Below are 22,947 nucleotides of genomic sequence, written 5' to 3' on the forward strand. Positions count from 1 at the left end.
CCTCGACATCCCGAACCGCGATCACATGCGCGCGGTCGGCGACAAGGTCTACAAGACCGGCGTGCTGGAGTTCTTGTCACGGCGGGGGTGAGGGAGTGGTGGTGAGGCAGTGTGGTTGTTGCCCCGATTGTTTCGAGGTGTCTCATCACGAGGGTTGCCCCCTGGGGCGGAAATCAGGCGTCATTTCGAAGGAGATAGGGACGTCGGCAACAAGCTACGACCGGACTCGCCAGCAACCAGGCAGAAGAACTAACGGCGTTGGGTGCGGTGACTGGATCACGCGCCGACTTCCGCGTCAGCAGCACGGCTAGTTGACAGTTCTTTGCAAAAAAAACTAGTGTGATTGCGACGGTTCTCCTTCGGGAGATCAATAGGGAATACGGTGCGGGGGTCTCCCCCAACGCCGTGGCTGCCCCCGCAACTGTAAGCGGCGAGCCTTCGCCAAACGCCACTGGGCCCTGCGGGCTTGGGAAGGCGGCGACAGGCAACGACCCGCGAGCCAGGAGACCTGCCGTCAGTCGTGGTCACACGCGAGCACATTGGGCGGGGTGTCCTGGTGGGTGTGGAGCTGCCTTCCTCTCGAGGCAGAGGCCAAACTGCGTTCGCGGTGACGTGCCACGTTATCGCGAGTCCTGTTTATGACCTCCCATACGTTTTTCGCGCCACGGCATCGCCGTGTGTCGTTCCTTTCGGTTGCATTCTCCTGCCTCGTTCTGTCGACCGATGGCTGGGCACAGTCCGAAAGGCCGGGCCAAACACTTGACCCTGTGGTGGTACAGTCGCCGGCAAGGCCTCCGAACGCTCGCAGCACCCGCCGCAGCAGCGATGCAACGCGCGCCGCGCGCTCACGCCAACAACCAAGCGCATCGGCCGACGCGCGCGCTCCGGCGCTCAACCCGGCAGGCCCCGTGTTCGCCGCACCGACGCTCAACCTGACCGGCGCAAGCACGGCCGGCAGCCGCCTCGGCTTGACGCGGCTGCAGACGCCGGCCAGCGTGGAGGTGATCTCCGCTGAAACCATCGCCGAACGCGGCCAGCAGAACATCCTGGACGCGGTGACGCAAAACGCGACCGGGTTCACGGCGAGTCCGGCACCGGGCAACGGCGGCGTCTCCTTCAACACCCGCGGCTTCACGGGCCTTGGCTCCGTGATGACGCTGTACGACGGCACCCAGCTCTATATCGGCGCCGGGACGGTGACTTTTCCGTTCGACACGTGGTCGACAGAGCGCATCGAGGTACTGCGCGGCCCTGCCTCGGTGATGTACGGCGCGGGCGCGGTCGGCGGCGCCATCAACATCGTTTCGAAACTGCCTTCGTGGGTCCCTCGCAACCAGGCAGAAGTTTCGCTGGACAGCAACATGACCCGCCGGATCGCCGTGGACAGCGGTGGTCCGGTCAGCAAGGACGTCGCCTATCGCATCACCGCTTCCGGCAACATGTCAGACGGATGGGTCGATCGTGACAACACTTCGAATGTCGCGCTTCATGCCGTGGTGCAGATCAGGCAGAACGAGGACGTCACCTGGACGCTGTCGACGGACTACGGCGACCGCCACCCGTCGCGCTACTTCGGCACGCCGCTGATCAACGGCATGCTCAATGAATCCCTCCGCTTCAAGAACTACAACGTCAGCGACAGCCACATCCGCTACCAGGATAGCTGGAACCAGGCCAAGACCGAATGGCAGGTCGCCGATGGCATCTCGCTTCAGAATACACTGTACTATCTGAACTCCAAGCGGCACTGGAAGGACGTCGAAAGCTACGCCTATAATCCTGCCACCGGCCTCATCAACCGAACCAGTTATATCGAGATCTTTCACGATCAGCAGCAGGTCGGCAATCGCATGGACGCGAAATTCCGCGGCCATGTGCTGGGCATGGCCAACGAATTCTTGGCGGGCTTTGACGTCAACAGCATCAATTTCACCCATACCAACAACTCGCCTTATGGCGGCTCGTCATCCGTCAACCCGTACAGCTTCGTTCCCGGGGTGTTCAACAGTCCGAACCCCACGGTTCCCGGCTACGGCAGCGTGACCAACCAATACGCGCTGTTCGCCGAGAACCGGCTGTCGGTCACCGAGCAACTGTCTTTGATTGCCGGTATCCGCCAGGATGAGCCGACGATCACGCGCACCGACTATGTCACGCCCGCCAACAGCTTCGAGAAGTCGTTCTCCTCCACGACCTGGCGCGTCGGCGCGGTCTATACACCCGTCAAGGACCTCGCTTTCTATGGCCAATATGCCACGGCCGTCGATCCCGTCGGAGGACTGATCTCACTGTCATCGGCCAACAAGAGCTTCGAGCTAGCCACCGGCAGACAGATCGAAATCGGCGTCAAGCAATCGTTCTGGGGCGGACGCGGTGAATGGACTCTGGCCGGCTACGAGATCGTGAAGAACAACCTGCTGGCCCGCGATCCCAACATTCCGTCGCTGACCGTCCAGGTCGGCCAGCAATCATCGCGCGGTGTCGAAGCATCGGTCGGATTCCTGCTCGACTACGGCTGGCGTATCGATGCCAACACCGCCTTCCTGCGCGCGAAGTACGACGACTTCGTGCAGTCGGTCGGCGGCGTAGCCGTGAACTATGCTGGCAACGTGCCGGTCAACGTACCACAGACGGTCTCCAACATCTGGGCGACCTGGGCCTTCGCGCCGAACTGGTCGGCCCATGCGGGCGTGCAGGTCGTCGGCAAGACCTATGCGGACAATGCCAACACGATGACCCGTCCGGCCTATAACATCGTCAATGCCGGCGTGCAGTGGAAGCCCGATTTCAACACCACCGTGTCGTTCCGCGTCTACAATCTTTTCGATGAGATCTACACCACGTCGGGCGGCACGACACAGTGGCTGCTCGGCATGCCGCGCACGGCGCAAGTCGCAGTGAACGTCAAGTTCTGAACGTGGCACGCCCCTTGAGACGCGCACTCCGGCGGTGGCTGTATATCGGCCACCGCTGGGTCGGCATCGTCACATGCCTGTTTTTTGCCATGTGGTTCGTGTCCGGCGTGGTGATGATGTATGTCGCGTTTCCAGCTCTTTCCGACAAGGAAAGGCTGGCAGCGCTTCCCGACATTCAATGGGAGAAGGTGACGCTTTCGCCCGACGAAGCGATGAAGATCGCAGGCGCGACGCGCTACCCGCGCGATCTCCGGCTTTCCATGCTGGCGGACGAGCCGGTCTATCGGATCACCGGCTGGGACGGTCAACGGCAGGCGATCTCCGCAGCCGACGGCCGCGTCATCACAGAGGTTTCCGAACGGCAGGCACTCTCGGTCGCGCGACATCATCCCGCGAGCAGTTCGCCGCGACTCGAAGATATCATCGATCGCGACCAATGGAGCGTCACTGCCCGTTACGATCCGATGCGACCACTCTACCTCATTGCGCTCGGCGACGATGCCGGCACCAAGGTCTATGTCTCCTCACGGTCCGGCGAGATCGTGCTCGACACCAACCAGACCGAGCGCGTCTGGAATTGGCTCGGCTCGATTCCGCATTGGATCTATCCGACCGTGTTGCGCAAGGACGGGCCGCTGTGGCGTCTCGTCGTGCTTTGGATCTCCGGCATCTGCCTCATCGTTGGCGTCACCGGCATCTGGATCGGCATCCTGCGCGTGCGGCTGAAGCGGCGCTATGCGAGTGGCAGGATCACGCCCTATCGCGGTTGGATGGCCTGGCACCACGTCACGGGCCTGATCGCCGGCGCCTTCGTGCTGACCTGGACGTTCTCTGGCTGGCTTTCACTCAATCCCGGCGAATATTTCGCAAGCCGCAACACGGCGCGGGAGGTGCTGCAACGCTATGCTGGCCATGATGCGCCGACCATCGCGACGAGGCTGCCAACGCCGCAATATGCGAGGGTCGAGGCACGCTTTGTGTGGCTCGACGGCAAACCGATGATGATCGCCGCATCGCGTGACGGCATGCAAAGACCGCTGGATGCGGGAACCGGCCGGACTACGACCCTTCCGCAGGATCGTCTTTGGACCGCCGCAGCGAAGTTGCTGCCGCAAGCTCACCTCGCCGAGCGGCTGCTGCTCGAGGAATACGACTCCTATTGGTATGCGCATCATCACGACCGCGAGTTGCCGGTCTTGCGCGCGGTGTTCGATGACGACGCGAGAACATGGTTTCACATCAGCCCGATCACGGGCGACGTCCTTGGCCGCGTGGACAGCAGCCGTCGCACATATCGCTGGCTGTTCAACGCGCTGCACAGTTTTGATTTTTGGTTGCTTCTGACGTATCGACCGGCCTGGGACATCGTGGTGTGGTTGCTGTCGATCCTCGGGACCATCGTCTCGGTGAGCGGGGTCGTTGTCGGCTGGCGGTATCTGCGCAATTGAGAGGAATCGGGTCATCGGAAATGTTGGCTTCGAGTACAAGAAGCTTGCAGCGCGCCTGCAGTCTGCGAAAGCCCTTTGCCGGACTCTGATCTGCCGACGTGAGAGGCGGTTGAACACCAGGTCCTTCCTGGGTGTTCCTCTCGATGAATGCGATCGCTGACCTACGAAACCAAACGCTCATCGCCCTTTGACGTCATCGCCGAACCGCTTCCCCAGCGCCGCCAGCACCACAAACGTCGCGACCCACACCATCCGCGCGCCATAGCGGTCGTGCGGGCCCGAGATCACGCCACAGATGAAGGCGTTGCCGAGCAGCGCCAGTGTCACCGTTGTCGCCAGCAGCGTCAGGTCGTCGAGCCGGCGGTTCGCCAGCGCATGCGCGAGGAGCAAAACCAGCCCCAGCATCGAAACCAGCGCGACGGGAACATGCAGCCAGTTCACGGTGTCGAAATTGACACCCCAATGCTGCTGCCGCGCCGCGCGCATCGGCGCGGCCTGCGCGGGGATGTAGCGCTCGATGATGCCGCGGGTGTGCGGGATCCAGCCGTTGGTGCCTTCGCCGGTCGCGACATGCAGCAATTGCTGGCCCATCGCCCGTAGCGCCGCGCCGGCCTGCCAGGCCGGATAGTCCGCCAGCGAATGCACGACGATGTAGCCCATCTCCTCGTTCATGCCCTGGAAGCGGCCGAGCGTGTTGAACACGCTCTTGCCCCACAGGAACTCGTCGGCGCTCGCCGGAAGCTCGTTGCGATAGGGGCACAGTTTGTAACTCTCGCGCGGGCAGCGATCGTTAAGATAGCGCGCAACGATGCCGTCCTGCATCATGCGGCCGAAGGCGACGCCATAGCCGCCGGGCGTCCAGGTCCATTTGCCCGACAGCGCATAATTCGCCGACATCAGCATCAGGCCGCCCGCGACGATGGTGAGGCTCGCCTGCGCCAAGCCCGCCAGCGGAAGCCGAGGTCCGAGCAGTGGCCGCGCCATCCAGCCGGCAGCGCACAGGCCGAGCAGCACGCCGAGGGTTGCGCTGTGGGTCGCCGCCGCAAAGGCGGTGAAGACGAACAGCGCGATCTTTTCGAGCGCCGAGGTGCGGTGTGCTCCGATCACCAGCAGGAACATCGACAGCACCGACAGTCCCGCAAAGATGTCGGTGAGCAGCATGCTCGCGAGCCAGGGCAGGGCAGTCGACAGGATCAGGGCGAGGCTGATCGCGACGAAGCGGAACGTTTGCATCAGGCCCAGCACGCGCAAGGTCAGCTGCAACAGCCACAGCGTCGCCAGCGATTGGACCGCGAGATTGATCCAGAAGCCGAAGCTCTCTCCATAGTGCAGATAGATGCCGAACACGGTGGAGCGGCTCGGGACGAGATAGCCTTCGTACCAGCGCGCCAGATAGCCGCCCGTATCCCATTGCAACAGCGGATAGCCATTCCAGAATGCCGGCGCGATCATCAGGAGGGGCAGGGCCATTGCGGCCAGCCGCAGCCAAAAGGAAGCCGCGGCGCGCGTGCGCAATTGGTCGGTGGTGATGCTCAAATCTGCTTTGCCCCCGCTCGGATCATGCCCGCAATAACGGTTGGGGGAGAATTCACCAATAGTTTGACGCCGCCCGGCTTGAATTTGGCAAAACTCTGACCACTTTGAGCCGACGTTCCCATCCGAGGGGTGCAAGGCACTGTTCACTCTCAGGCAAGCCCGTCAGGACTTCGTCGCCTAGACTGTGCTATAGAGCCAGCAAAACCAGCCCATTCGAAAGAGCAGATCCATGGCAGTGCATCAGGTCAATCCGGGAGGAAAGCTCGCTTCGCTCGATCCGATCTGGGACCGGATCCGCAGCGAAGCGGAGGACATCGTCCGCCGTGAGCCGGAGCTTGCGACCTTCATCTATTCGGCGGTGCTGCATCACGGCCGACTGGAAGATTCGGTGGTCCACCGCGTCGCCGACCGGCTCGATCACTCCGCGCTGTCGGGCGACCTCGTGCGCCAGGCTTATATGGAGGCGCTGCGCGACGATCCTGATCTCGGCAACGCCTTCCGCGCGGATCTCGTCGCCGTCTACGACCGCGATCCCGCGACCTCGCGCTTCATCGATCCCTTGCTCTACTTCAAGGGCTTTCATGCCATCCAAACCCATCGCCTCGCGCATTGGCTCTATCTGAAGGGCCGCAAGGATTTCGCGTATTATCTGCAGAGCCGGTCGTCGGCGGTGTTCCAGACTGACATCAATCCCGCCGCGCGCATCGGCCGCGGCATCTTCCTCGACCACGCCACCGGCTTCGTCTGCGGTGAGACGGCGGTGATCGAGGACGATGTCTCGATCCTGCACGGCGTCACGCTCGGCGGCACCGGCAAGGAGAACGAGGACCGTCACCCGAAGATCCGCCATGGCGTCCTGATCGGCGCCGGCGCAAAGATCCTCGGCAACATCGAGATCGGCCATTGCGCGCGCATCGCGGCGGGCTCGGTCGTGGTCAAGCCGGTGCCGCACAACGTCACGGTTGCGGGCGTGCCCGCCAAGATCGTCGGCGAAGCCGGCTGCGCCGAGCCGTCGCGCACCATGGATCAGATGATCAACGCGATGGGGCTTTGAATCTTGCGAAAAGGGCGGATTTTCTGCCCTTTTTTCGTCCCCAAATTGTTTGGCAATTCATGCTGGCGGTTCGTTGCGTCTCGTCCTAAAACCCGCCGACCCATTTCGATCGGAGACTTGCCGTGGACGTCAAAGAAGTCAGAAAGCTGGACGCGTATCTGAAGCGCGTATTCGGCAATCCCAAGATCCGCGTCGTGCCGCGGCCGAAGAAAGACGATTCCGCCGAGGTCTATATCGGCGAGGAGTTCATCGGCGTGCTCTTCGTCGACGACGAGGACGACGACCGCTCGTTCCAGTTCCAAATGGCGATCCTCGAAGACGATCTCGTCGATCAGGAGTAGTTGTTCCTCGGCGCTCATGTCCCGGACGCACTGCAACGCTCTTGGCCTTGCAGTGCAGAGCCGGGACCCAGAATCTCTGCGAGCGCATCTCTGCAACATAGGCCCCGGCTCAGCAGCGCACCGTCGAAGAGACGCTGCGCTGCGTCCGGGGCACGCCGCAGATTGACGTGCGCTTTCTCCACACGTCATTGCGAGCGAAGCGAAGCAATCAAGGAATCTTTCCGTGGAGGGATTCAGAATTGCTTCCACCTCCGCCCAAAGCTTCCTCGGACAAGTCGCTGCGCACGCAATGACGAGCGCTGCTCCATCCTGCCATCATGCCCCTGTTTTGCCCGACGCATCAACCTGATTTCTAAAAACAGAAGCGCTGTGGAGCGCTTTTGAGATACCAAGTCGCGCCAAGCACTTGGCTACTGTGCATGGGGTTGTTTTCGCGGTTCGTTTTGAAAGGCACCAAGCCAGCCCGACCGCTCAGCCCTTCGGCCCGCGCAGCTGCGCCGTCAGCTTCTCCATCGCCTCCGCCACGTCGCGCCATTGCGACAGCCAGCTGCGCGGGAAGCGGAAGGTGAGGTCGGCGCCCCCGACGCGGCGCTCGGACAGGCACATGCCCGGGGTCGCCGCGTCGCGGGTGCAGCGCGCGGTCAGGGCGGGGCTGGTGGCGGAATAGAGATCCTCGCTGCCGTAGGGCGTGTCGCTGCGGAACATCCGCATCGTCAGGCCGTCCTCGGATTTCGTTGCGGCCGGGTCGAGATAGCGCGGATAGATCGTGGCCGTGCGCTGTTCGGGCGCGAGCGCATCGTGATGGGCCGCGATCGACAGGAAGATGCGGTCGATCGAGTGCACCGCTGCCTCCACCGTGTCAGCGGTGACGTGCTTGGGAGCGCCCGGCGGTTCCAGCGAGGGATAGAGGAAGTCGAGATCGATGCGCTCCTGCGGCCCGGAATGGCGCTGGATCTTCATCCGGATCGCCGTCACGGGCAGGTTGAACAGCGTGCCGCCGACGCTCACCGGCAGCTTGTCCGGGGCGTTGGCGCCGCGCGTGCCCCAGGTCGGCCACAAGAGATAGGCGACGAGCCCCACCGCGCAGGCCGCAGCGATGCCGCCGAGCACGATCGGGACGACGTGCGCGCGGGTGCGCGTCCGGGGAAAGCGAGGGGAGGCTGCCGAAAACACCGTCATGAGCTAGCGCAAGAGAGCCGGACGTCGGCCGCTGGCCGACGAATCAGCGGCGAATATGCCACGCGGCAGCGATTTGGCGGAGCGGTTCCCGCTGCGGGGCAAGGGGGAGGGCCCTGCGCAGGCCGGCGGGCGGCGTTAACCTTCCCTTAAGGATAATGTAGCGTTAACCCGCACTCTTTGTCACAGGAAGGCGGTGGCGTTGCGTAAGGGCGGACTTCCGATGACACCTGAAGCTCTCAATACCTTCTTTTCGATCTTTATCGGTTTCGCGCTCGCGGGCGCGCTCGTGAACGGATATCAGGCGTTCGCCCAGCGTCCCGCCGGCTTCGGGCTGCTGCAGGATGGCGTCGCGCCGAAGACCTTCGCGGCGGTGCCGTTCCTGGTGTTCGCAGCGCCCTTCATCATCATGCGCAACACCCTTCGCGGCATGCGAATGGAAAGCCGCCGCGCCGAGTTCGTGATGATGGCGACGGTCATCGCCGGCTTCTGGAGCATGATGAGCGGCACCTTCTTCCTGATGACGCTGCGCGCCGCCGGCGTGCTGGGCTGACGCCCGCCATTCGGCCCTTTGCGTCCAGGCTGCCGTTTCGCTATGCCAGGATCATCCTGACAGGAGACCCCCATGGCGATCTACGAGCTCGACGGGCAGGCGCCCGACCTTCCCGCCGACGGCAATTATTTCATCGCGGAGACCGCCACCGTGATCGGCCGGGTGCGCCTGAAGCCGGGCGCGAGCGTCTGGTTCGGCGCGGTGCTGCGCGGCGACAATGAGTGGATCGAGGTCGGCGAGGGCGCCAATGTCCAGGACGGCTCGACCTGCCACACCGATCTCGGCTTTCCGCTTCACATCGGCAGGAACTGCACCGTCGGCCACAACGTCATCCTGCACGGCTGCACCATCGAGGAGGGAGCGCTCGTCGGCATGGGCTCGATCGTGATGAACGGCGCCAAGATCGGCCGCAACAGCATCGTCGGTGCCGGCTCCGTCATCACCGAGGGCAAGGAGTTCCCCGAGCGCTCGCTGATTATCGGCTCGCCGGCGCGCGTGATCCGCACGCTTGACGACGCGCAAGTCCAGAAGATGGGAGGTGCGGCGAGGTTCTACGTGGCCAACGGTCCGCGGTTCAAGAAAGGCCTGAAGCGGATCGGTTGATCAGCGGCCTTCGGATTCGCTTGCTTCAATTGCGCCTGCAATCCGCTCGTGACCGGCTGCCCACAGTGCATGCTCGTCGCTGCCGTTCGAATACGGATTGGCCTCAGCCGGAATGTTGTCGCGCGCGGCGCGCTCGCCTTCGGCAAAGGGATCGCGATCGGTCATGGTGATTGGCCTCCTCGCAGTCAAGCTGATGTGAGGTCATTTGTTCCGGAACCGGTCTTCACCGCAGCGGTTGACCGCCAAAGGGAGAACTCCGATGGCCCGATCGTCCGCAACCGCTCCAATCAAGTCTCTGATCGTGATCCTCGCACTCGCAGCGATCCCGGCCGCATCGTTCGCGCAAGCGACCGGCGGCGTCGGCGGGTCGGCCGGAGGCCCTGCGGGATCGACCGGAGGTGTCGCCAACGCGCCGGCTCCGCCGCCCGGGACCAACAGCCTGGGCACGGCTCAATCGTCCGGCCCGGGCGCCGGAGTCACCACAGGCAGCGGCACAGGCGGAGCGGCCGATGCCACCGTCAACGCCGAGAACAAGCAGCTCGACAAGAAGATGAAGAGCATCTGCCGCGGTTGCTGACGCTCGCGCGGAAGTGAGACAGTGTGGCTGTCACGGATGCCCGACTGGCATTAGCTTGGTCCTGCTTTGAAGCGTGGAGCGTGTCCACGCGGAGGATCGAGTGATGTTACGGAAGATGATGATGGCGGCGCTGGCCGTCGCGGCTGTTGGACTAGCGGTGCCGCAATCGGCTGAGGCCCGGGGCTTCGGACATGGCGGCTGGGGCCACGGCGGTGGTTGGCGTGGCGGCGGTTGGGGGCATGGCGGCCATTGGCGTGGCGGGGGATTCTGGCCTGGAGTGGCCATCGGCGCGGGCATTGCCGGCGCCGGCCTCTACGGCGGCTATTATGAATATGGCTACGGCTACCCCTATTACGGTGGTCCGACCTATTATGGTACCGGCTATGATGATGGCTACGGTGGTTGCTACGTCGCCCGGAAGCGCGTGATGACGCCTGCGGGTTGGCGATACCGCAGCGTCGATGTCTGCGAGTGAGGCGGGAAGATCGGCCGGACTGACCAAAAAACAAGGCCGTTGACGCAGTATACCGTCAACGACCTTGCCAGCCCCGGACATTGAAATCGGCTCACGCCATCCGGTAACCGCGAGCATCGCGCGGAATCACACGGGGGAATGTGATCCAGTTCACAAGTCGGCAAATTAAAGCGGCGCTGAAGCCCGTGATCAGCCGCGTGAGCGCTTGCGCGCGCTGGCATTGACGCGGTGCCGCGCCGGTTTCCTGCGGTTAACTGAGGGCGTCTCGACCTCGGTGGGGCGTGCGCTGGCAAAGGATTGCCGCAAACCGTCGATGGACTCGTTCAATGCCGCGACCTGCTCGGACAGGCGTTTGGTGTCGGCCTGCTGCGCCGCCATCAGCCGTTTCATGGTCAAGAGCTGGTCTTGCACGACTTGGAGCTGATCGATCGATTCCTGCTGGGTCGCCTCCAGCCCCTTGGTCTTCTCGACGAGCTGCTCGGACGCCTGCGCCGCGCGGGCCTGGAGCTGCCGCGATGCCACCACCCGGTCGGCCTCCGGGGCCGCACCGGTATAGGCACGCCAGATCGCGATCGATGTCACGCCGGCGATCAGCAGGAGAAGGGCCGCGGCAGTCAGCGCGATCGGTTGCGCTCCAAGGCGAAGGAGCGGGTTGGACGGTGTGTCCTGGGCGAGATCGATCATCGCTGACAAAACCCAAATTGAAACTTGGTGAGTGGCGAAGACCGGCAACCCTTGGGCGGCCGGGGCGTCCCGAAAGCGTCAGGTTTCCGCAAGGAATGGGACCAAAAAGAGGCTAAAGGCAAAAAAACCAACAACTAGCGGGCTTTATCAGCCATCGAATGCCGTCAGAGACGCGGATCAGGGCTGAAACGGCGAAAACGGCCCGGAATACGTCTTTGGCCGCGGCACGGCGTAGGGGCCCAGCCGGGATGTCGTCAGCCCCAGCCGCACCAGTGATTCCGCCAGCGTGACGGCGGCGGCGACGCCGTCGACCACGGGCAGGCCATGCGCGGCGGCGAGCTCGCCGGCGAGATCGGCCATGCCGGCGCAGCCGAGCACGATGGCCTCGGCGCGGTCGTCGCGGATTGCGGCGGTGATCTCCGCCGAGATCTTGCCGACCGCGTAAGCGTTGCGCTCCTCGAGCGCGAGCACCGGGACCTCGGCGGCGCGGACGCGGGCGCAGCGCTCGGCGAGGCCGTATTTCCGCAAATTGTGCTCGATCGGAACGATGGAGACACCGAGCGTCGTCACCACGGCAAAGCGTGCGGCGATCAGGCTCGCCATGTGGAAGCCGGCTTCGCCGATGCCGATCACGGGAGCTTTCGCAACCGCGCGCGCGGCGTCGAGGCCGGTGTCGTCGAAGCAGGCGATGATGTGCGCATCCGCCCCGTCGCGATCGGCCTCGCGGATGCAGCCGAGCATGCCGGGCACGGCAAAGGCCTCGTCGTAAAATCCCTCGATCGAGACCGGCCCCATCGCCGGCTGGCGCGCGTCGATCACGGTGTCGGGCAGGGCGACGCTGCGCGCGGCAGCGGCGATCTTCGCCGTCATCGACGCGGTGGTGTTGGGATTGACGACGTGCAGGCGCATTTCGATCAGACCAGTCGCTTTAGACGAGCCCCTTGCCGGCGTCCGAACCCTTGGCCGCCTGCCGCTTGTTGAGCACGTGGATGGTGCCGAGCGCAAGCGTGATCACCGTGAACGAGACCGCCGAGATCACGGTGCCGAGAGCATAGATGTCGGGATTCGTGACGGTCGTGGTGAGCCCCTGAAGATCCAGCGGCAACGTATTCACCGCCCCGATCGCCTGGCTGGAGCGGGCGAGCTCGTCCCAGGAGAGCGTGAAGCCGAACAGCCCGATGCCGATCACGGACGGCAGGATGATCGGCAGCACGACGTGGCGGAAGGTTTGCCATGGCGTCGCGCCGAGATCGCGCGCGGCCTCCTCGAGCCTGGGATCGAAGCGGTTGAAGATCGCGAACATGATGAGCAGGCCGAACGGCAGCGTCCAGGTCAGATGCGCGCCGAGACCCGAGGTGAGCAGGCCCATCGAGGTTTCGAAATTCTCGTTCCAATGTGCCTTGATCAGATCGTCGATGATGCGGAATTCCAGGGAGATGCCGAGCGAGGTGATGATCGAGGGCACGATGAGGCTGGCGATCGCCGAGTAGAACAGGACGCTCTGCGCCTTGAATTTGCGGCGAAACGCCATGCCGGCGGCGACCGACAGCACGACGGTGACGATCATCACGATCACGCCGAGCAGCAGCGAGCGGCGGAAGGCCGCGCCGAGATCGACGATGCCAGTGCCCTGGAACAGCTTTGCGATCCAGAAGGTCGACACGCCGTTCATCGGAAAGGTGAGGCCGCCCTGCGGCCCCTGGAACGACAGCACGTAGATCGCGATCATCGGGCCGTAGAGGAAGAGCACATAGGCCGCGAAGAAGATCGCGAGCACGTAGAAAGAGCGCGGGCGTCCTTCCGTCATGCTCTAGAGCTCCTTCTTAATGTCGACGATGCGCGACATCATGGTGATGATCAGGAAGGTGATGACCAGCAGGATCACGGCGTTGGCCGCGGCGGCGGGGAATTGCAGCGCGTTGACCCGCGTCTCGATGATCTTGCCAGCGGCGGCGATCTGCTGGCCGCCCATCACGCCGATGGTGATGAAATCGCCCATCACGATGGTGATGACGAAGATCGAGCCGATCACGATGCCGGGTTTCGACAGCGGAATGATGACGTTGACGAGGGTCTGAAAGCCGCTCGCGCCGGCGTCATAGGCGGCCTCGATCAGCGATTTGTCGATGCGTATCATCGAGTTGAAGATCGGCACCACCATGAAGAAGGTGAAGAGATGGACCAGCGCCAGCACCACCGAGAATTCGGAGAACAGCAGCCATTCCACGGGGTGATTGATCAGCCCCGTCTTCATCAGGCCGGAGTTCACGAGGCCGTTGCGCCCGAGCAGCGGAATCCAGGCGATCATGCGGATCACGTTGGAAGTCCAGAACGGGATCGTGCAGAGCAGCGACAATCCCATTTGCCAGGTCTTGGACTTGACGTGGAAGGCGAGGAAGTAGGCGACCCAGAAGCCGATGAAGAGTGTGATGGCCCAGACCATGAAGCACAGCTTTAGCGTCTTCAGATAGGTCTTGCCGATGGTGCAGAGCTCGGGGAGCTGCGCGAGGCAGCCCTCGAAGGTGTCGGTGTAGCCGCGGCCGGAGAAGTGCGGCAGCAACTGGTATTCGTTGTAATCCCAGAACGAGACGATGACGACGAAGGCCAGCGGAATGAGGAAGAAGGCGAGAAACACCAGCATCATCGGCCCGGCCTGGAGCCAGGAGATGAAGGATGGCGACAGGCGCGTCGGCTTTGCCGCGCGCGCTGTGCCCGACCCCGGGATCAAGCCCGGGGATGCCTGTTGCAGGACTTCTTCCGACATGTCCGTTACGCCGCGATGAACTCATTCCATTTGCGGACCATGTAGTCGTTCTCGTCCATCACCGCGTTCCAGCAGGCGACGCCGCCCATGCGGTCCTCATAGGAGCCGCCGTCGCGCACCGCGCCGGCCTTCTCCAGCAGCGAGCCGTCGGGTGCCTTGATGTCCTTCTCGGCCGGCTTGCCTTCCATCCAATAGGCCCATTCGTAGGGCTCCATATGCGCCTTCGCGGTCGAGAGCACGGCGGAGTAGTAGCCCTGGCGGTTGAGATAGGCGCCGGCATAGCCGGACAGGAACCAGTTGACGAACTCGTAGGCCCATTCGAGCTTCGCACCCGAGACGCCCTTGGAGACGCAGAAGCCCGACGCCCAGGAACGATAGCCTTCCTTGAGCGGCTGGAAGGTGCAGGCGATGCCCATCGAGCGCACCTTCGTCACCGCCGGCGACCACATCGACTGGATCACGGTCTCGCCCGAGGCCATCAGGTTGACGCTCTCGTTGAAGTCCTTCCAGAACGCACGGAACTGGCCGGCCTTCTTGGCCTCGGTCATCACCTTCATGGTGAGATCGATCTCCTCCTTGGTCATGTTGCCCTTGTCGGCATATTTGTACTTGCCGGAGGCTTCCACGACCATCGCGGCGTCCATGATGCCGATCGAGGGGATGTTGAGGATCGAGGCCTTGCCCTTGAACTCGGGATTGAGCAGCTCGGACCATGAGCTGATCGGACGCTTGATCAGGTCGGGGCGGATGCCGAGCGTGTCGGCGTTGTAGACGGTCGGGATCAGCGTGACGAACTCGGTCGCCGACGTCGCGAACTTCTTGGAGTCCTTGCCTTCGAGATAGAGCACCTTCCAGGGCGCGGTGCCCTGGCCGCCGATCTTCTTGCCGCCGGGCGTCTCGCCTTTGGTGAAGACGGGCGTAATGTTGTCGAACTGCTTGATCTTCTTGGCGTCGAGCGCAAGGATGTTGCCCGAGGGCACGATCTTCTTCAGCGAGAAATATTCGGTGTCCAGCACGTCGAAAGAGTTCGGCTGGGTCATCACGCGCTTGGTGACGTCATCGGTGGTCGCGGTGATATACTCGATCTTGATGCCGGTGTCCTTCAGGCACTGCTTGGCGATGTCGTCGCCCTCGTTTACGGCGGTGCCGAGATAACGCAGCACCTTCGCATCGGCCGACTTCACGTAGGGAAAGCCGGTGATGGCGCCGGAGCCAGCGGCAAGGCTTGCGAGACCCGCGGTGCCCTTCAATAGCGTGCGGCGGCTGACGCCGGTCGTCCTGGTCGTCTCGGTCATTTCGCTCACTCCTCTGTGTTGCGCATTCTCTGTCGTGAAGGGCGCTATTGCAGACGTTGCGCCTTGCTGGGGTCCCAGGTGGCCAGCACGCGATCGCCCGGACGGAACGGATGGATGTCGAAGGCGGCCTCGGGAACGTGGGAGAACAGGGCGGTGCCGTCGTCGAGCGTGAGCGAGACGGCAATGTAGGAGCCCTGGTACTCGGTCTGGGTCAGCAGCGCCGGCGCGCCGAATGCGCCGTCAGCGAACGGCACGATGCCGAGCTGATCGGCGCGCACGGCGATGAGCTTGCCGGCGTCGCTGAGCACGTTGTGACCGCCGATGAAGCGCGCCACGAATTCCGTGCGCGGGTGGTGGAAGATGTCGCGGGCCGAGCCCTGCTGCTCGATGCGGCCGTGGTTCATCACCACGATGTGGTCGGCGAGCGCCATCGCCTCTTCCTGGCCGTGGGTGACCTGGATGAAGCTGATGCCGAGCTCACGCTGCAGGCGCTTCAACTCGCCGCGCATCTTCACCCGCAGGAAGGGGTCGAGCGCGGAGAGCGGCTCGTCGAGCAGGAGGATCTGCGGCTCGGTGATGAGCGCGCGGGCAAGCGCGACGCGCTGCTGCTGGCCGCCGGAGAGCTGCGCCGGGAGACGGCCCGCATATTGGCTCATCGCCACCAGCTCGAGCAGTTCGCCGGCGCGCTTGTGCCGTGTCGGCTTGTCGATGCCACGCATCTTCAAGGCGAAAGCGACATTGTCGATCACGGAAAGATGCGGAAACAGCGCGTAGGACTGGAACATCATCGCCGTGCCGCGCTCGGCCGGCGGCAGGTCGGTGACGTTCTGCACGCCGAGGATGATGTCGCCCGCGCTCACCGCCTCGTGGCCTGCGATCATGCGCAGGGTCGAAGTCTTGCCGCAGCCGGAGGGGCCGAGCAGGCAGCAATAGGTGCCGGCCGGGATCTTCAGGTTGACGTTATCGACCGCGAGCGTGGCGTCGTAGCGCTTGGTGACGGCGACCAGTTCGAGAGCGGCGGGAATGGCCATGGCGTGTCCCACAGGAGGGCGGTGCTTCCGGCCTCTCCCGCAAGGTCCGTGCCAACAGCTCTTGTCTGCCCGAATTCCCAAAACTGTACAGCGGAGTCAGATCGTTAGATCGAATCCGATCGATCCGGGGCGCCTGCCGGCTGTGCGGATACCTGCACACAAAATGTGCGAATATTGTATAAAGTTTCGCCTGTGATTGGATACAGGTCGTCGACTAACATCTGCATTCGAACGTTGCCGATGAGCCCCCGAACTCGACGCCTGCACCCATGGCTGCCAGAACCCGCCCCAGATCCGACGCGCCAGACTCCAGTGATCGCGTCAGCCGCATCAGGGAGGGCGTGACCGCCGCGATCCTGGAGCATCGCCTGCTGCCGGGGACGAAGCTCGGTGAGGACGAGATCGGCGACATCTATGGCGCGAGCCGTACGCTGGTTCGCACCGCGCTGCAGCAGCTCGCGCATGAGGGTATCGTCAACATCGAGAAGAATCGCGGCGCTTTCGTCGCGCGCCCGACACCCGCCGATGCGCGCGAGGTGTTCGAGGCGCGTCGCCTGATCGAGCCAACGATCGTGGATCATGCCATCGATGCCGTGTCGCCGGACTGGCTCGATCGTCTCCAGCAACATCTCGCCGAGGAGCGTCAGGCGGAGCTGCGCGGCGACGCGCGCGCCTCGGTCCGGCTCTCGGGTGAATTTCACAAGCTCGTCGCCGAGATGAGCGGCCACAGCATCTATCTCGGCTTCCTGAAGGAGCTGATCGCGCGCTCCTCGCTCATCATCCTGCTCTATCGTCGCCACGACACGCCGGCCTGCGGCACCGATCATCACGCAGGGATCGTCGCCGCCATCCGCAAGGGCGACAGGGAGGCCGCGCGCGCGCAGATGCTGTCGCATCTGACCGAGATCGAGGCCGAGCTGTTCCTGAAGGATCCGGCGGCCGATGAGCTTCGGCTCGCGGATGTGCTTGGCGTCTGACCCGAACGGAAATCGCAGCCGGAGCTGCGGCCCCGACTCAGTGGCTCAATTTACTTTCTGCGGCGAGCCGTCCCTCTGGGGTGATCTCGTAGTCGCCGTTTCGCTTTGTCATCAACCCTGACCTGACCATCTCACGCGCAAGCTGTACCGAGCAGACCGGATTGCTGCCTCCGGGGTAGTACAGCCTGTCGTTTCGGACCTGCAGGTGGCCGTACAGTTGGGCCTGCCGCAATGCCCTACGCATTCCAGGTGATGGATTTGCCATGCCGGTTTAAGCGCCGGTGCAGTGAAGGTTCCTAATGGACGTGGGGGACCCGCAATCGCGTTTCCCCTCGGCAGGGCAGGTAGGAACCGCCGTTCTGCTGCATCGTTCTTTTTCTAGGGAGCAGCGTCATGAACGTACGGGACGAGTATACGCGATCGCTCTGGATGGAAGTTCCGGTCGCAGAGGCTCAGGCGCTGTCGCAGACGGTCGGCGTAGACGTTGCCGTCATCGGATCCGGAATCGCCGGGCTGTCAGTTGCTTATGAACTCGCCAGCCGCGGACGTTCGGTCGCGGTACTCGATCGCGGCCGCATTGGCAGTGGGATGACGGCGCGCACCACGGCGCATCTGGCGACGGCGCTCGACGATGGCTATGACGAACTGGTCAGGGTACGCGGCCCCGATTGTGCGCGGCACTATCATCAAAGCGTCGAAGCGGCAATTGACCGCGCCGAGGCCATTCAGCGAGCCGAGGACTTCCACTGCGATTTTCGTAGGGTCGACGGCTACTGGTTGTTGGCGCGCGAAACGTCCGCATCTGAGCTGGATCAGGAATTTGATTGCTGTTGCCGGCTCGGGATCCCCGTCGAAAATTGCGTCGAGCGGACCGCATTCCATTCCGGAGGTCTGGTGCGTTCGTTGCGTTTTGCCCGCCAGGCGCGTCTGCACCCAACCAAATATCTCGCCGGGCTGGCCCGCGCGCTTCAGCGCCGCGGGGCGCAGCTCTATGCCGACACCTGCGTAGCGAACATCCGTCAGGAACGTGGCGACATGGTCGTGACGACCGCCTCGGGCCGCGAAGTCCACGCCGCAGACGTGGTCGTTGCGACGAACTCGCCCGTCAATGTGCAGGTGGCGATCCATACCAAGCAGGCGCCTTACCGCACCTATGCGCTCGCCGCCAAAATCCCGGCCGGTGCGATAGAGGATGCGCTGTACTGGGATACGCTCGACCCCTATCACTATGTCAGACTTCAGCCCTTCTCCGCGGACGAGGACTTCGTCATCATTGGCGGAGAAGATCACAAGTCCGGTGAAGCGGACGATGGCTCACTGCGCCTTGCCCTGCTCGAACGCTGGGCGCGCGAGCGATTACCGGCGCTGCGCGAGATAACTCATCGATGGTCCGGTCAGGTGCTGGAGCCGGCCGATTTCGTCGGCTTCATCGGCCGCAGCCCCGGCGAGGAGCACCTCTTTATCGTCAGCGGCGACTCCGGACAAGGCATCACGAATGGGCTCGTAGCGGGCATGTTGATTGCAGATCTCATCATGACTGGCGCGAGCCCATGGGAGGAGGTCTACGCCCCGGCACGGAAGATTCAGAAGAACATCGGCACGTTCATCAGCGAGAACATCACGCCGCTGAAGAATCTCGCCGAGTATCTGACGGCAAGTGAGATCGCGAGCGTCGAACGCCTGCGGCCCGGGGAGGGGCGCCTTGTCCGCAGCGGCCTGAAAAAGGTTGCGGCGTGCCGGGACCGGAACGGACATTTGCATCTGCGTTCGGCAAGCTGCACCCATCTCGGCTGTGTCGTGCACTGGAACGCGCTGGAGCAGTGCTGGGACTGCCCGTGTCACGGGTCGCAGTTTGCCCCCGACGGCACCGCGCTCAACGGCCCGGCTGTTTCGCCGCTCGGCGAGGCCGACAAGCCCGCCAATCTTGAAGCCGCGGAGTGAGCGGCGGTCTCCGCACCACCCTGACCGAGCCTGCGATCGTCGATCATGCCATCGCTCTATCGTCGCCAGGACACGCCGGCCTACGGCACCGATCATCACGCTGGCATCGTTGCCGCAATCCGCAAAGGCAACAGAGAGGCCGCGCGCGCAGATGCTGTCGCATCTGACCGAACTCAAGGCCGAGCTGTTCCTGAAGGATCCCGCCGTCGGCGAGCTGCGGGTCGCCGACGTCCTTGACGCGTAAGCGAAGCGCGTCCGCTGCCTACGGCAACGAAGATCCTTCGTTTCGTCTGACGATCTTTAGTACGAGTAGACCTGCGCCAAGCACCAGGAAGATAACGCCAAAGAAGGTCATGCTGCCGGATTCGAAGGTCACTCCGACCGCGGTCAGCAAGCATCCGACGACGATTGCGATGAGTCCGCCGAGCTTCTTGACCAGCAGGACACGTCCGTCACTCGCTTGTGCCACCATGTTGGGCCTCGTCCACTTGATGCGGGCTGCCGTAGCGTCTCTCTTCGCAGCCCGTTGCATGATCGTACTCCGGCGCGAGAGCAATGCAATCTGGCGTTGATGCCGACCTCTTTTGTCTTCCTACTTTAAATAGAGTTCGATGTATGCGCGACAGTGGGCCTTACGTATGTGCCAGAATTTCCCGGTGGACTTGCTCAGTCGTGCGTCTGTCATGGAAGTCGTATGGCAGAGTTGCAGAATCGCCTTATGGTTGCAAATTGACTTTGTGGGGTTTGCGGAATCAACTGGCTGGGAGCGTCGAGTTCTAGAACGGAGCCGACCTGCGTGGAATCCGTTCTACGGAGTAGTGCCATGGCGCGACCTCTGGCTGACGAACGAGAGACAGCTTACGTCTCGACTGGCCATCTGCCTGGTCCGGAAACGGTGCAGGCACTGGTGGCCGAGGCGCAGCGGCGCTTTCAATCAAACCGTGATGGGACCAATTCGCAGGTGTATCCCGCGCTCGCGCGCGTGCCCAGCGAGTTGTTCGGCGTCTGTGTCGTCGGAACCAGCGGTCGGGTCTATGGCGCCGGCGAAATCGACTACGAATTTTCAATCATGAGTGTGTCAAAGCCGTTCGTGTTCGCGCTGGTCTGCGAGACCATCGGACCGGAGGAAGCGCGCACCAGGCTCGGCGCAAATGCGACGGGGCTTCCGTTCAATTCGCTTGCGGCCATCGAGCAGGGCAGCGGCCGCACCAATCCCATGGTGAATGCTGGTGCAATTGCGACCACCAGCCTCACGCCCGGCGCCAATGCCGCGGCGCGGTGGGAGTTCATTCATGACGGACTGTCGCGCTTTGCCGGTCGTCAGCTGCCGCTCAATGAAGAGGTCTACGCATCGGCATCGGAGACCAATTTCCGTAACCGCAGCATTGCGCGGTTGCTGGAGAGCTATGACCGCATTTATTGCGACGCAAAGGAAGCGACGGACCTCTACACGAGGCAGTGCTCGCTCAACGTGAACGCCCGTGACCTCGCCGTGATGGGCGCGACACTGGCCGATGGTGGCGTCAATCCGGTAACGAAGCAGCGCGTGGTCGACGCTTCGGTCTGCCATTATGCGCTCGCCGTCATGATCACAGCCGGGCTCTACGAGACCTCGGGCGACTGGCTCTACGACATCGGCCTGCCTGGCAAGAGCGGGATCGGCGGCGGCATCGTCGCGGTATCTCCGGGCAAGGGCGGCTTCGGCACTTTCGCACCGCCGCTCGATGCCGCCGGCAACAGCGTGCGGGGACAGCTCGCAGCAAAGTTCCTGTCGCAGCGGCTGGGAATGGATCTGTTCGTGTCGAAACCGGAAGAATGATCGATGCCGGGAGGAGCGGCGGGCTCACAGCTGGGCCGGTCGCAACGCCGATTTGAGCCGGAGGACGTCATGGCGACCACGCAGACAATGTCGATGGGCACCGTCCACCAGGAAGAGCGTGCATCCTGGGTTCCCATGATCGCAATCGCGCTCGGCCAGATGATCATGTCGTTCAACGTGGCTTCGCTGCCGGTGGCCATGGGCGGCATGGTCGCCAGCTTTGGCGTCGCACCCACCACGGTCGCGACGGGTATCGTCGCCTATTCGATGCTGGTAGCCGGTTTCGTCATGCTCGGCGCCAAGCTCGCCCAGCGCTTTGGCGCGTTGCAGGTGTTCCGCGGCGCCGTCGTGCTGTTTTTCGTCTCACAGCTCATGATGACGTTCAGCCCGTCGGCCGCCGTCATGATCTCGGCGCAGGCGCTGTGCGGCGCCGCAGGTTCGGTCATCGTGCCCTCGCTGGTCGCTCTGATCGCAGAGAATTATGCCGGTCGCCAGCAGGCAACGGCGCTCGGCGCGCTTGGCTCGGCCCGCGCGGCAGCCGGCGTGCTCGCCTTTGTGGTCGGCGGCGTGCTTGGAACGTATATCGGCTGGCGACCAGCATTCGGCATTCTGATCGCTGCGTCCGCGATCGTGTTCCTGATGAGCTTCCGCCTGAAGCCTGATCGCGGCCGCCCCGATGTGCAGATCGATCTCGTCGGCGTGGCGCTCGCCGCGAGCGCGATCATCCTGATCAGCTTCGGCTTCAATAATCTGAACGGCTGGGGTCTCGCGGTGGCGACGCCGAACGCGCCGTTCGATCTGCTCGGGTTCTCACCTGCACCGGTCATGATCGTGCTCGGGGTCGTGCTCGGGCAGGCGTTTCTGCTGTGGACGCACCGGCGGCAGGCCGCCGGCAAGACGCCGCTGCTGGCGCTGGAGGTGATCGATTCGCCGGAGGAGCGCTGCGCGGTCTTCGCGCTGTTTGCTGTGGTCGCGCTGGAAGCTGCGTTGAACTTCACGGTGCCGCTCTACATCCAGATCGTGCAGGGGCGTTCGCCGCTTGCCACCGCAATCGCAATGATGCCTTTCAACCTCACTGTCTTCTTCTCGGCGATGCTGATCGTCAACGTCTACGAACGGCTGACGCCACGCCAGATCGGCCGCTATGGCTTTGCGCTTTGCACCATCGCGCTGGTCTGGCTCGCCTTCGTCGTGCGCAACGACTGGAGCGAGATTCCGGTTCTGTTCGGGCTCATCCTGTTCGGCATCGGCCAGGGCTCCCTGGTGACGCTGCTGTTCAATGTGCTGGTGACGGCCTCTCCAAAAGCGCTCGCTGGCGATGTCGGCTCCCTGCGTGGCACGACGCAAAACCTTGCCGCCGCAGTCGGGACCGCAGTGGCCGGTGCCCTTCTGGTCGGTCTCCTCAGTACCATCGCGCTCGGCAAGATCACGGCAAGCCCGGTCCTCACCCCCGAGCTTCAGGCCCAGGTCGATCTCGACAACATCACCTTCGTCAGCAACGACCGCCTGCGTAGCGTCCTGGAAGGCACACGCGCATCGCCGGAGCAGGTCGGGGAAGCCGTGCGCGTCAACACCGAGGCGCGCCTGCGTGCGCTCAAGATTGGGCTCCTCATCATGGCGGGTCTCTCGCTGATCGCAATCATCCCGGCGGGGCGGCTTCCAGCCTATCTGCCGGGCGAGATTCCGAGTGATGAGGCCGCCGCGAAGACCTGAGTTGAGAACAAGGAGCAGGGGATTGGTCAGGGAGAACTCCGGCTA

At 63.5% G+C, this 22,947-nt stretch carries 22 protein-coding genes, 1 pseudogene and 1 riboswitch; of the genes and pseudogenes, 13 read left to right on the forward strand and 10 right to left on the reverse strand.

Annotation, left to right across the window (positions count from 1 at the left end; translation table 11 throughout):
* The 3 genes and pseudogenes from SE91_RS37585 to SE91_RS10425 form a co-directional block, all read left to right on the forward strand.
* Window positions 1-91, forward strand: a pseudogene (locus tag SE91_RS37585) (alpha/beta fold hydrolase); the annotation flags it as partial.
* A gap of 241 nt (window positions 92-332) precedes the next feature.
* A riboswitch (cobalamin riboswitch) is annotated at window positions 333-530 on the forward strand.
* Between the two features lie 378 nt (window positions 531-908).
* A complete protein-coding gene (locus SE91_RS10420) occupies window positions 909-2,915 on the forward strand; it encodes a TonB-dependent receptor (protein WP_349540742.1) in 2,007 nt (668 codons plus the stop codon).
* Window positions 2,916-2,929: 14 nt separating this feature from the next.
* Entirely contained in the window at window positions 2,930-4,363 is a 1,434-nt protein-coding gene (locus tag SE91_RS10425) for a PepSY domain-containing protein (protein ID WP_236840744.1), read from the forward strand.
* Window positions 4,364-4,540: 177 nt separating this feature from the next.
* On the opposite strand, the gene SE91_RS10430 is transcribed toward SE91_RS10425, so the two are convergent.
* Window positions 4,541-5,899: a hypothetical protein gene (locus SE91_RS10430; protein ID WP_061847552.1), complete on the reverse strand. Its 1,359-nt coding sequence runs from the start codon at window positions 5,897-5,899 to the stop codon at window positions 4,541-4,543.
* A 229-nt stretch (window positions 5,900-6,128) separates the two neighbouring features.
* Between SE91_RS10430 and cysE the strand changes: the two genes are divergently transcribed.
* Together cysE and SE91_RS10440 are read left to right on the forward strand one after the other, a co-directional pair.
* Window positions 6,129-6,953: a serine O-acetyltransferase gene (cysE, locus tag SE91_RS10435; RefSeq protein ID WP_060736440.1), complete on the forward strand. Its 825-nt coding sequence runs from the start codon at window positions 6,129-6,131 to the stop codon at window positions 6,951-6,953.
* A gap of 122 nt (window positions 6,954-7,075) precedes the next feature.
* A complete protein-coding gene (locus SE91_RS10440; protein WP_007602550.1) occupies window positions 7,076-7,294 on the forward strand; it encodes a DUF3126 family protein in 219 nt (72 codons plus the stop codon).
* Window positions 7,295-7,765: 471 nt separating this feature from the next.
* On the opposite strand, the gene SE91_RS10445 is transcribed toward SE91_RS10440, so the two are convergent.
* Window positions 7,766-8,473, reverse strand: coding sequence for a hypothetical protein (locus SE91_RS10445; RefSeq protein ID WP_061847553.1), 708 nt, complete (start codon window positions 8,471-8,473; stop codon window positions 7,766-7,768).
* A 220-nt stretch (window positions 8,474-8,693) separates the two neighbouring features.
* Between SE91_RS10445 and SE91_RS10450 the strand changes: the two genes are divergently transcribed.
* Window positions 8,694-9,023 (forward strand): DUF6949 family protein, encoded by a 330-nt coding sequence (locus SE91_RS10450; protein WP_008562714.1) that lies wholly within the window; start codon window positions 8,694-8,696, stop codon window positions 9,021-9,023.
* Between the two features lie 72 nt (window positions 9,024-9,095).
* Window positions 9,096-9,626: a gamma carbonic anhydrase family protein gene (locus tag SE91_RS10455; protein WP_061847554.1), complete on the forward strand. Its 531-nt coding sequence runs from the start codon at window positions 9,096-9,098 to the stop codon at window positions 9,624-9,626.
* Here the strand turns inward: SE91_RS10455 and SE91_RS36995 are convergent, their stop codons facing one another.
* Window positions 9,627-9,791 (reverse strand): hypothetical protein, encoded by a 165-nt coding sequence (locus SE91_RS36995; RefSeq protein ID WP_197489453.1) that lies wholly within the window; start codon window positions 9,789-9,791, stop codon window positions 9,627-9,629. It lies immediately after the preceding gene.
* A gap of 94 nt (window positions 9,792-9,885) precedes the next feature.
* Between SE91_RS36995 and SE91_RS10460 the strand changes: the two genes are divergently transcribed.
* Entirely contained in the window at window positions 9,886-10,203 is a 318-nt protein-coding gene (locus tag SE91_RS10460) for a hypothetical protein (RefSeq protein WP_061847555.1), read from the forward strand.
* Window positions 10,204-10,306: 103 nt separating this feature from the next.
* A complete protein-coding gene (locus tag SE91_RS10465; RefSeq protein WP_061847556.1) occupies window positions 10,307-10,678 on the forward strand; it encodes a hypothetical protein in 372 nt (123 codons plus the stop codon).
* Window positions 10,679-10,867: 189 nt separating this feature from the next.
* On the opposite strand, the gene SE91_RS10470 is transcribed toward SE91_RS10465, so the two are convergent.
* From SE91_RS10470 to SE91_RS10495, 6 genes are all read right to left on the reverse strand, one after another.
* A complete protein-coding gene (locus SE91_RS10470) occupies window positions 10,868-11,362 on the reverse strand; it encodes a hypothetical protein (protein WP_061847557.1) in 495 nt (164 codons plus the stop codon).
* Between the two features lie 177 nt (window positions 11,363-11,539).
* Window positions 11,540-12,271 (reverse strand): aspartate/glutamate racemase family protein, encoded by a 732-nt coding sequence (locus tag SE91_RS10475; RefSeq protein ID WP_061847558.1) that lies wholly within the window; start codon window positions 12,269-12,271, stop codon window positions 11,540-11,542.
* A 19-nt stretch (window positions 12,272-12,290) separates the two neighbouring features.
* Window positions 12,291-13,169, reverse strand: coding sequence for an ABC transporter permease (locus SE91_RS10480; protein WP_061847559.1), 879 nt, complete (start codon window positions 13,167-13,169; stop codon window positions 12,291-12,293).
* Between the two features lie 3 nt (window positions 13,170-13,172).
* Complete coding sequence (locus SE91_RS10485; protein ID WP_082813704.1) at window positions 13,173-14,126, reverse strand: ABC transporter permease; 954 nt, start codon at window positions 14,124-14,126, stop codon at window positions 13,173-13,175.
* Between the two features lie 5 nt (window positions 14,127-14,131).
* On the reverse strand, window positions 14,132-15,421 hold the full coding sequence (locus SE91_RS10490; protein ID WP_061847560.1) for an ABC transporter substrate-binding protein: 1,290 nt from the start codon (window positions 15,419-15,421) through the stop codon (window positions 14,132-14,134).
* 44 nt (window positions 15,422-15,465) lie between these two features.
* Complete coding sequence (locus SE91_RS10495; RefSeq protein ID WP_061847561.1) at window positions 15,466-16,452, reverse strand: ABC transporter ATP-binding protein; 987 nt, start codon at window positions 16,450-16,452, stop codon at window positions 15,466-15,468.
* 269 nt (window positions 16,453-16,721) lie between these two features.
* On the opposite strand from SE91_RS10495, the gene SE91_RS10500 reads away from it, so the two are divergent.
* The gene (locus SE91_RS10500) at window positions 16,722-17,429 is read left to right on the forward strand and encodes a GntR family transcriptional regulator (protein WP_061847562.1); all 708 of its coding nucleotides are present in this window, start codon (window positions 16,722-16,724) and stop codon (window positions 17,427-17,429) included.
* 393 nt (window positions 17,430-17,822) lie between these two features.
* A complete protein-coding gene (locus tag SE91_RS10505) occupies window positions 17,823-19,370 on the forward strand; it encodes an FAD-dependent oxidoreductase (RefSeq protein WP_061847563.1) in 1,548 nt (515 codons plus the stop codon).
* A 262-nt stretch (window positions 19,371-19,632) separates the two neighbouring features.
* Here SE91_RS10505 and SE91_RS10510 read toward each other — a convergent pair whose 3' ends face one another.
* Window positions 19,633-19,842: a hypothetical protein gene (locus tag SE91_RS10510; RefSeq protein ID WP_060737797.1), complete on the reverse strand. Its 210-nt coding sequence runs from the start codon at window positions 19,840-19,842 to the stop codon at window positions 19,633-19,635.
* A gap of 351 nt (window positions 19,843-20,193) precedes the next feature.
* Here SE91_RS10510 and glsA point away from each other — a divergent pair, with 351 nt between their 5' ends.
* Both glsA and SE91_RS10520 read left to right on the forward strand, forming a co-directional pair.
* Entirely contained in the window at window positions 20,194-21,189 is a 996-nt protein-coding gene (glsA, locus tag SE91_RS10515) for a glutaminase A (RefSeq protein ID WP_061847564.1), read from the forward strand.
* A 69-nt stretch (window positions 21,190-21,258) separates the two neighbouring features.
* Window positions 21,259-22,902, forward strand: a complete 1,644-nt coding sequence (locus SE91_RS10520) for an MFS transporter (RefSeq protein WP_236840741.1) — start codon at window positions 21,259-21,261, stop codon at window positions 22,900-22,902.
* Window positions 22,903-22,947 lie beyond the last annotated feature (45 nt).

The organism is Bradyrhizobium sp. DOA1, assembly GCF_001593325.1.
Lineage (GTDB): Bacteria > Pseudomonadota > Alphaproteobacteria > Rhizobiales > Xanthobacteraceae > Bradyrhizobium.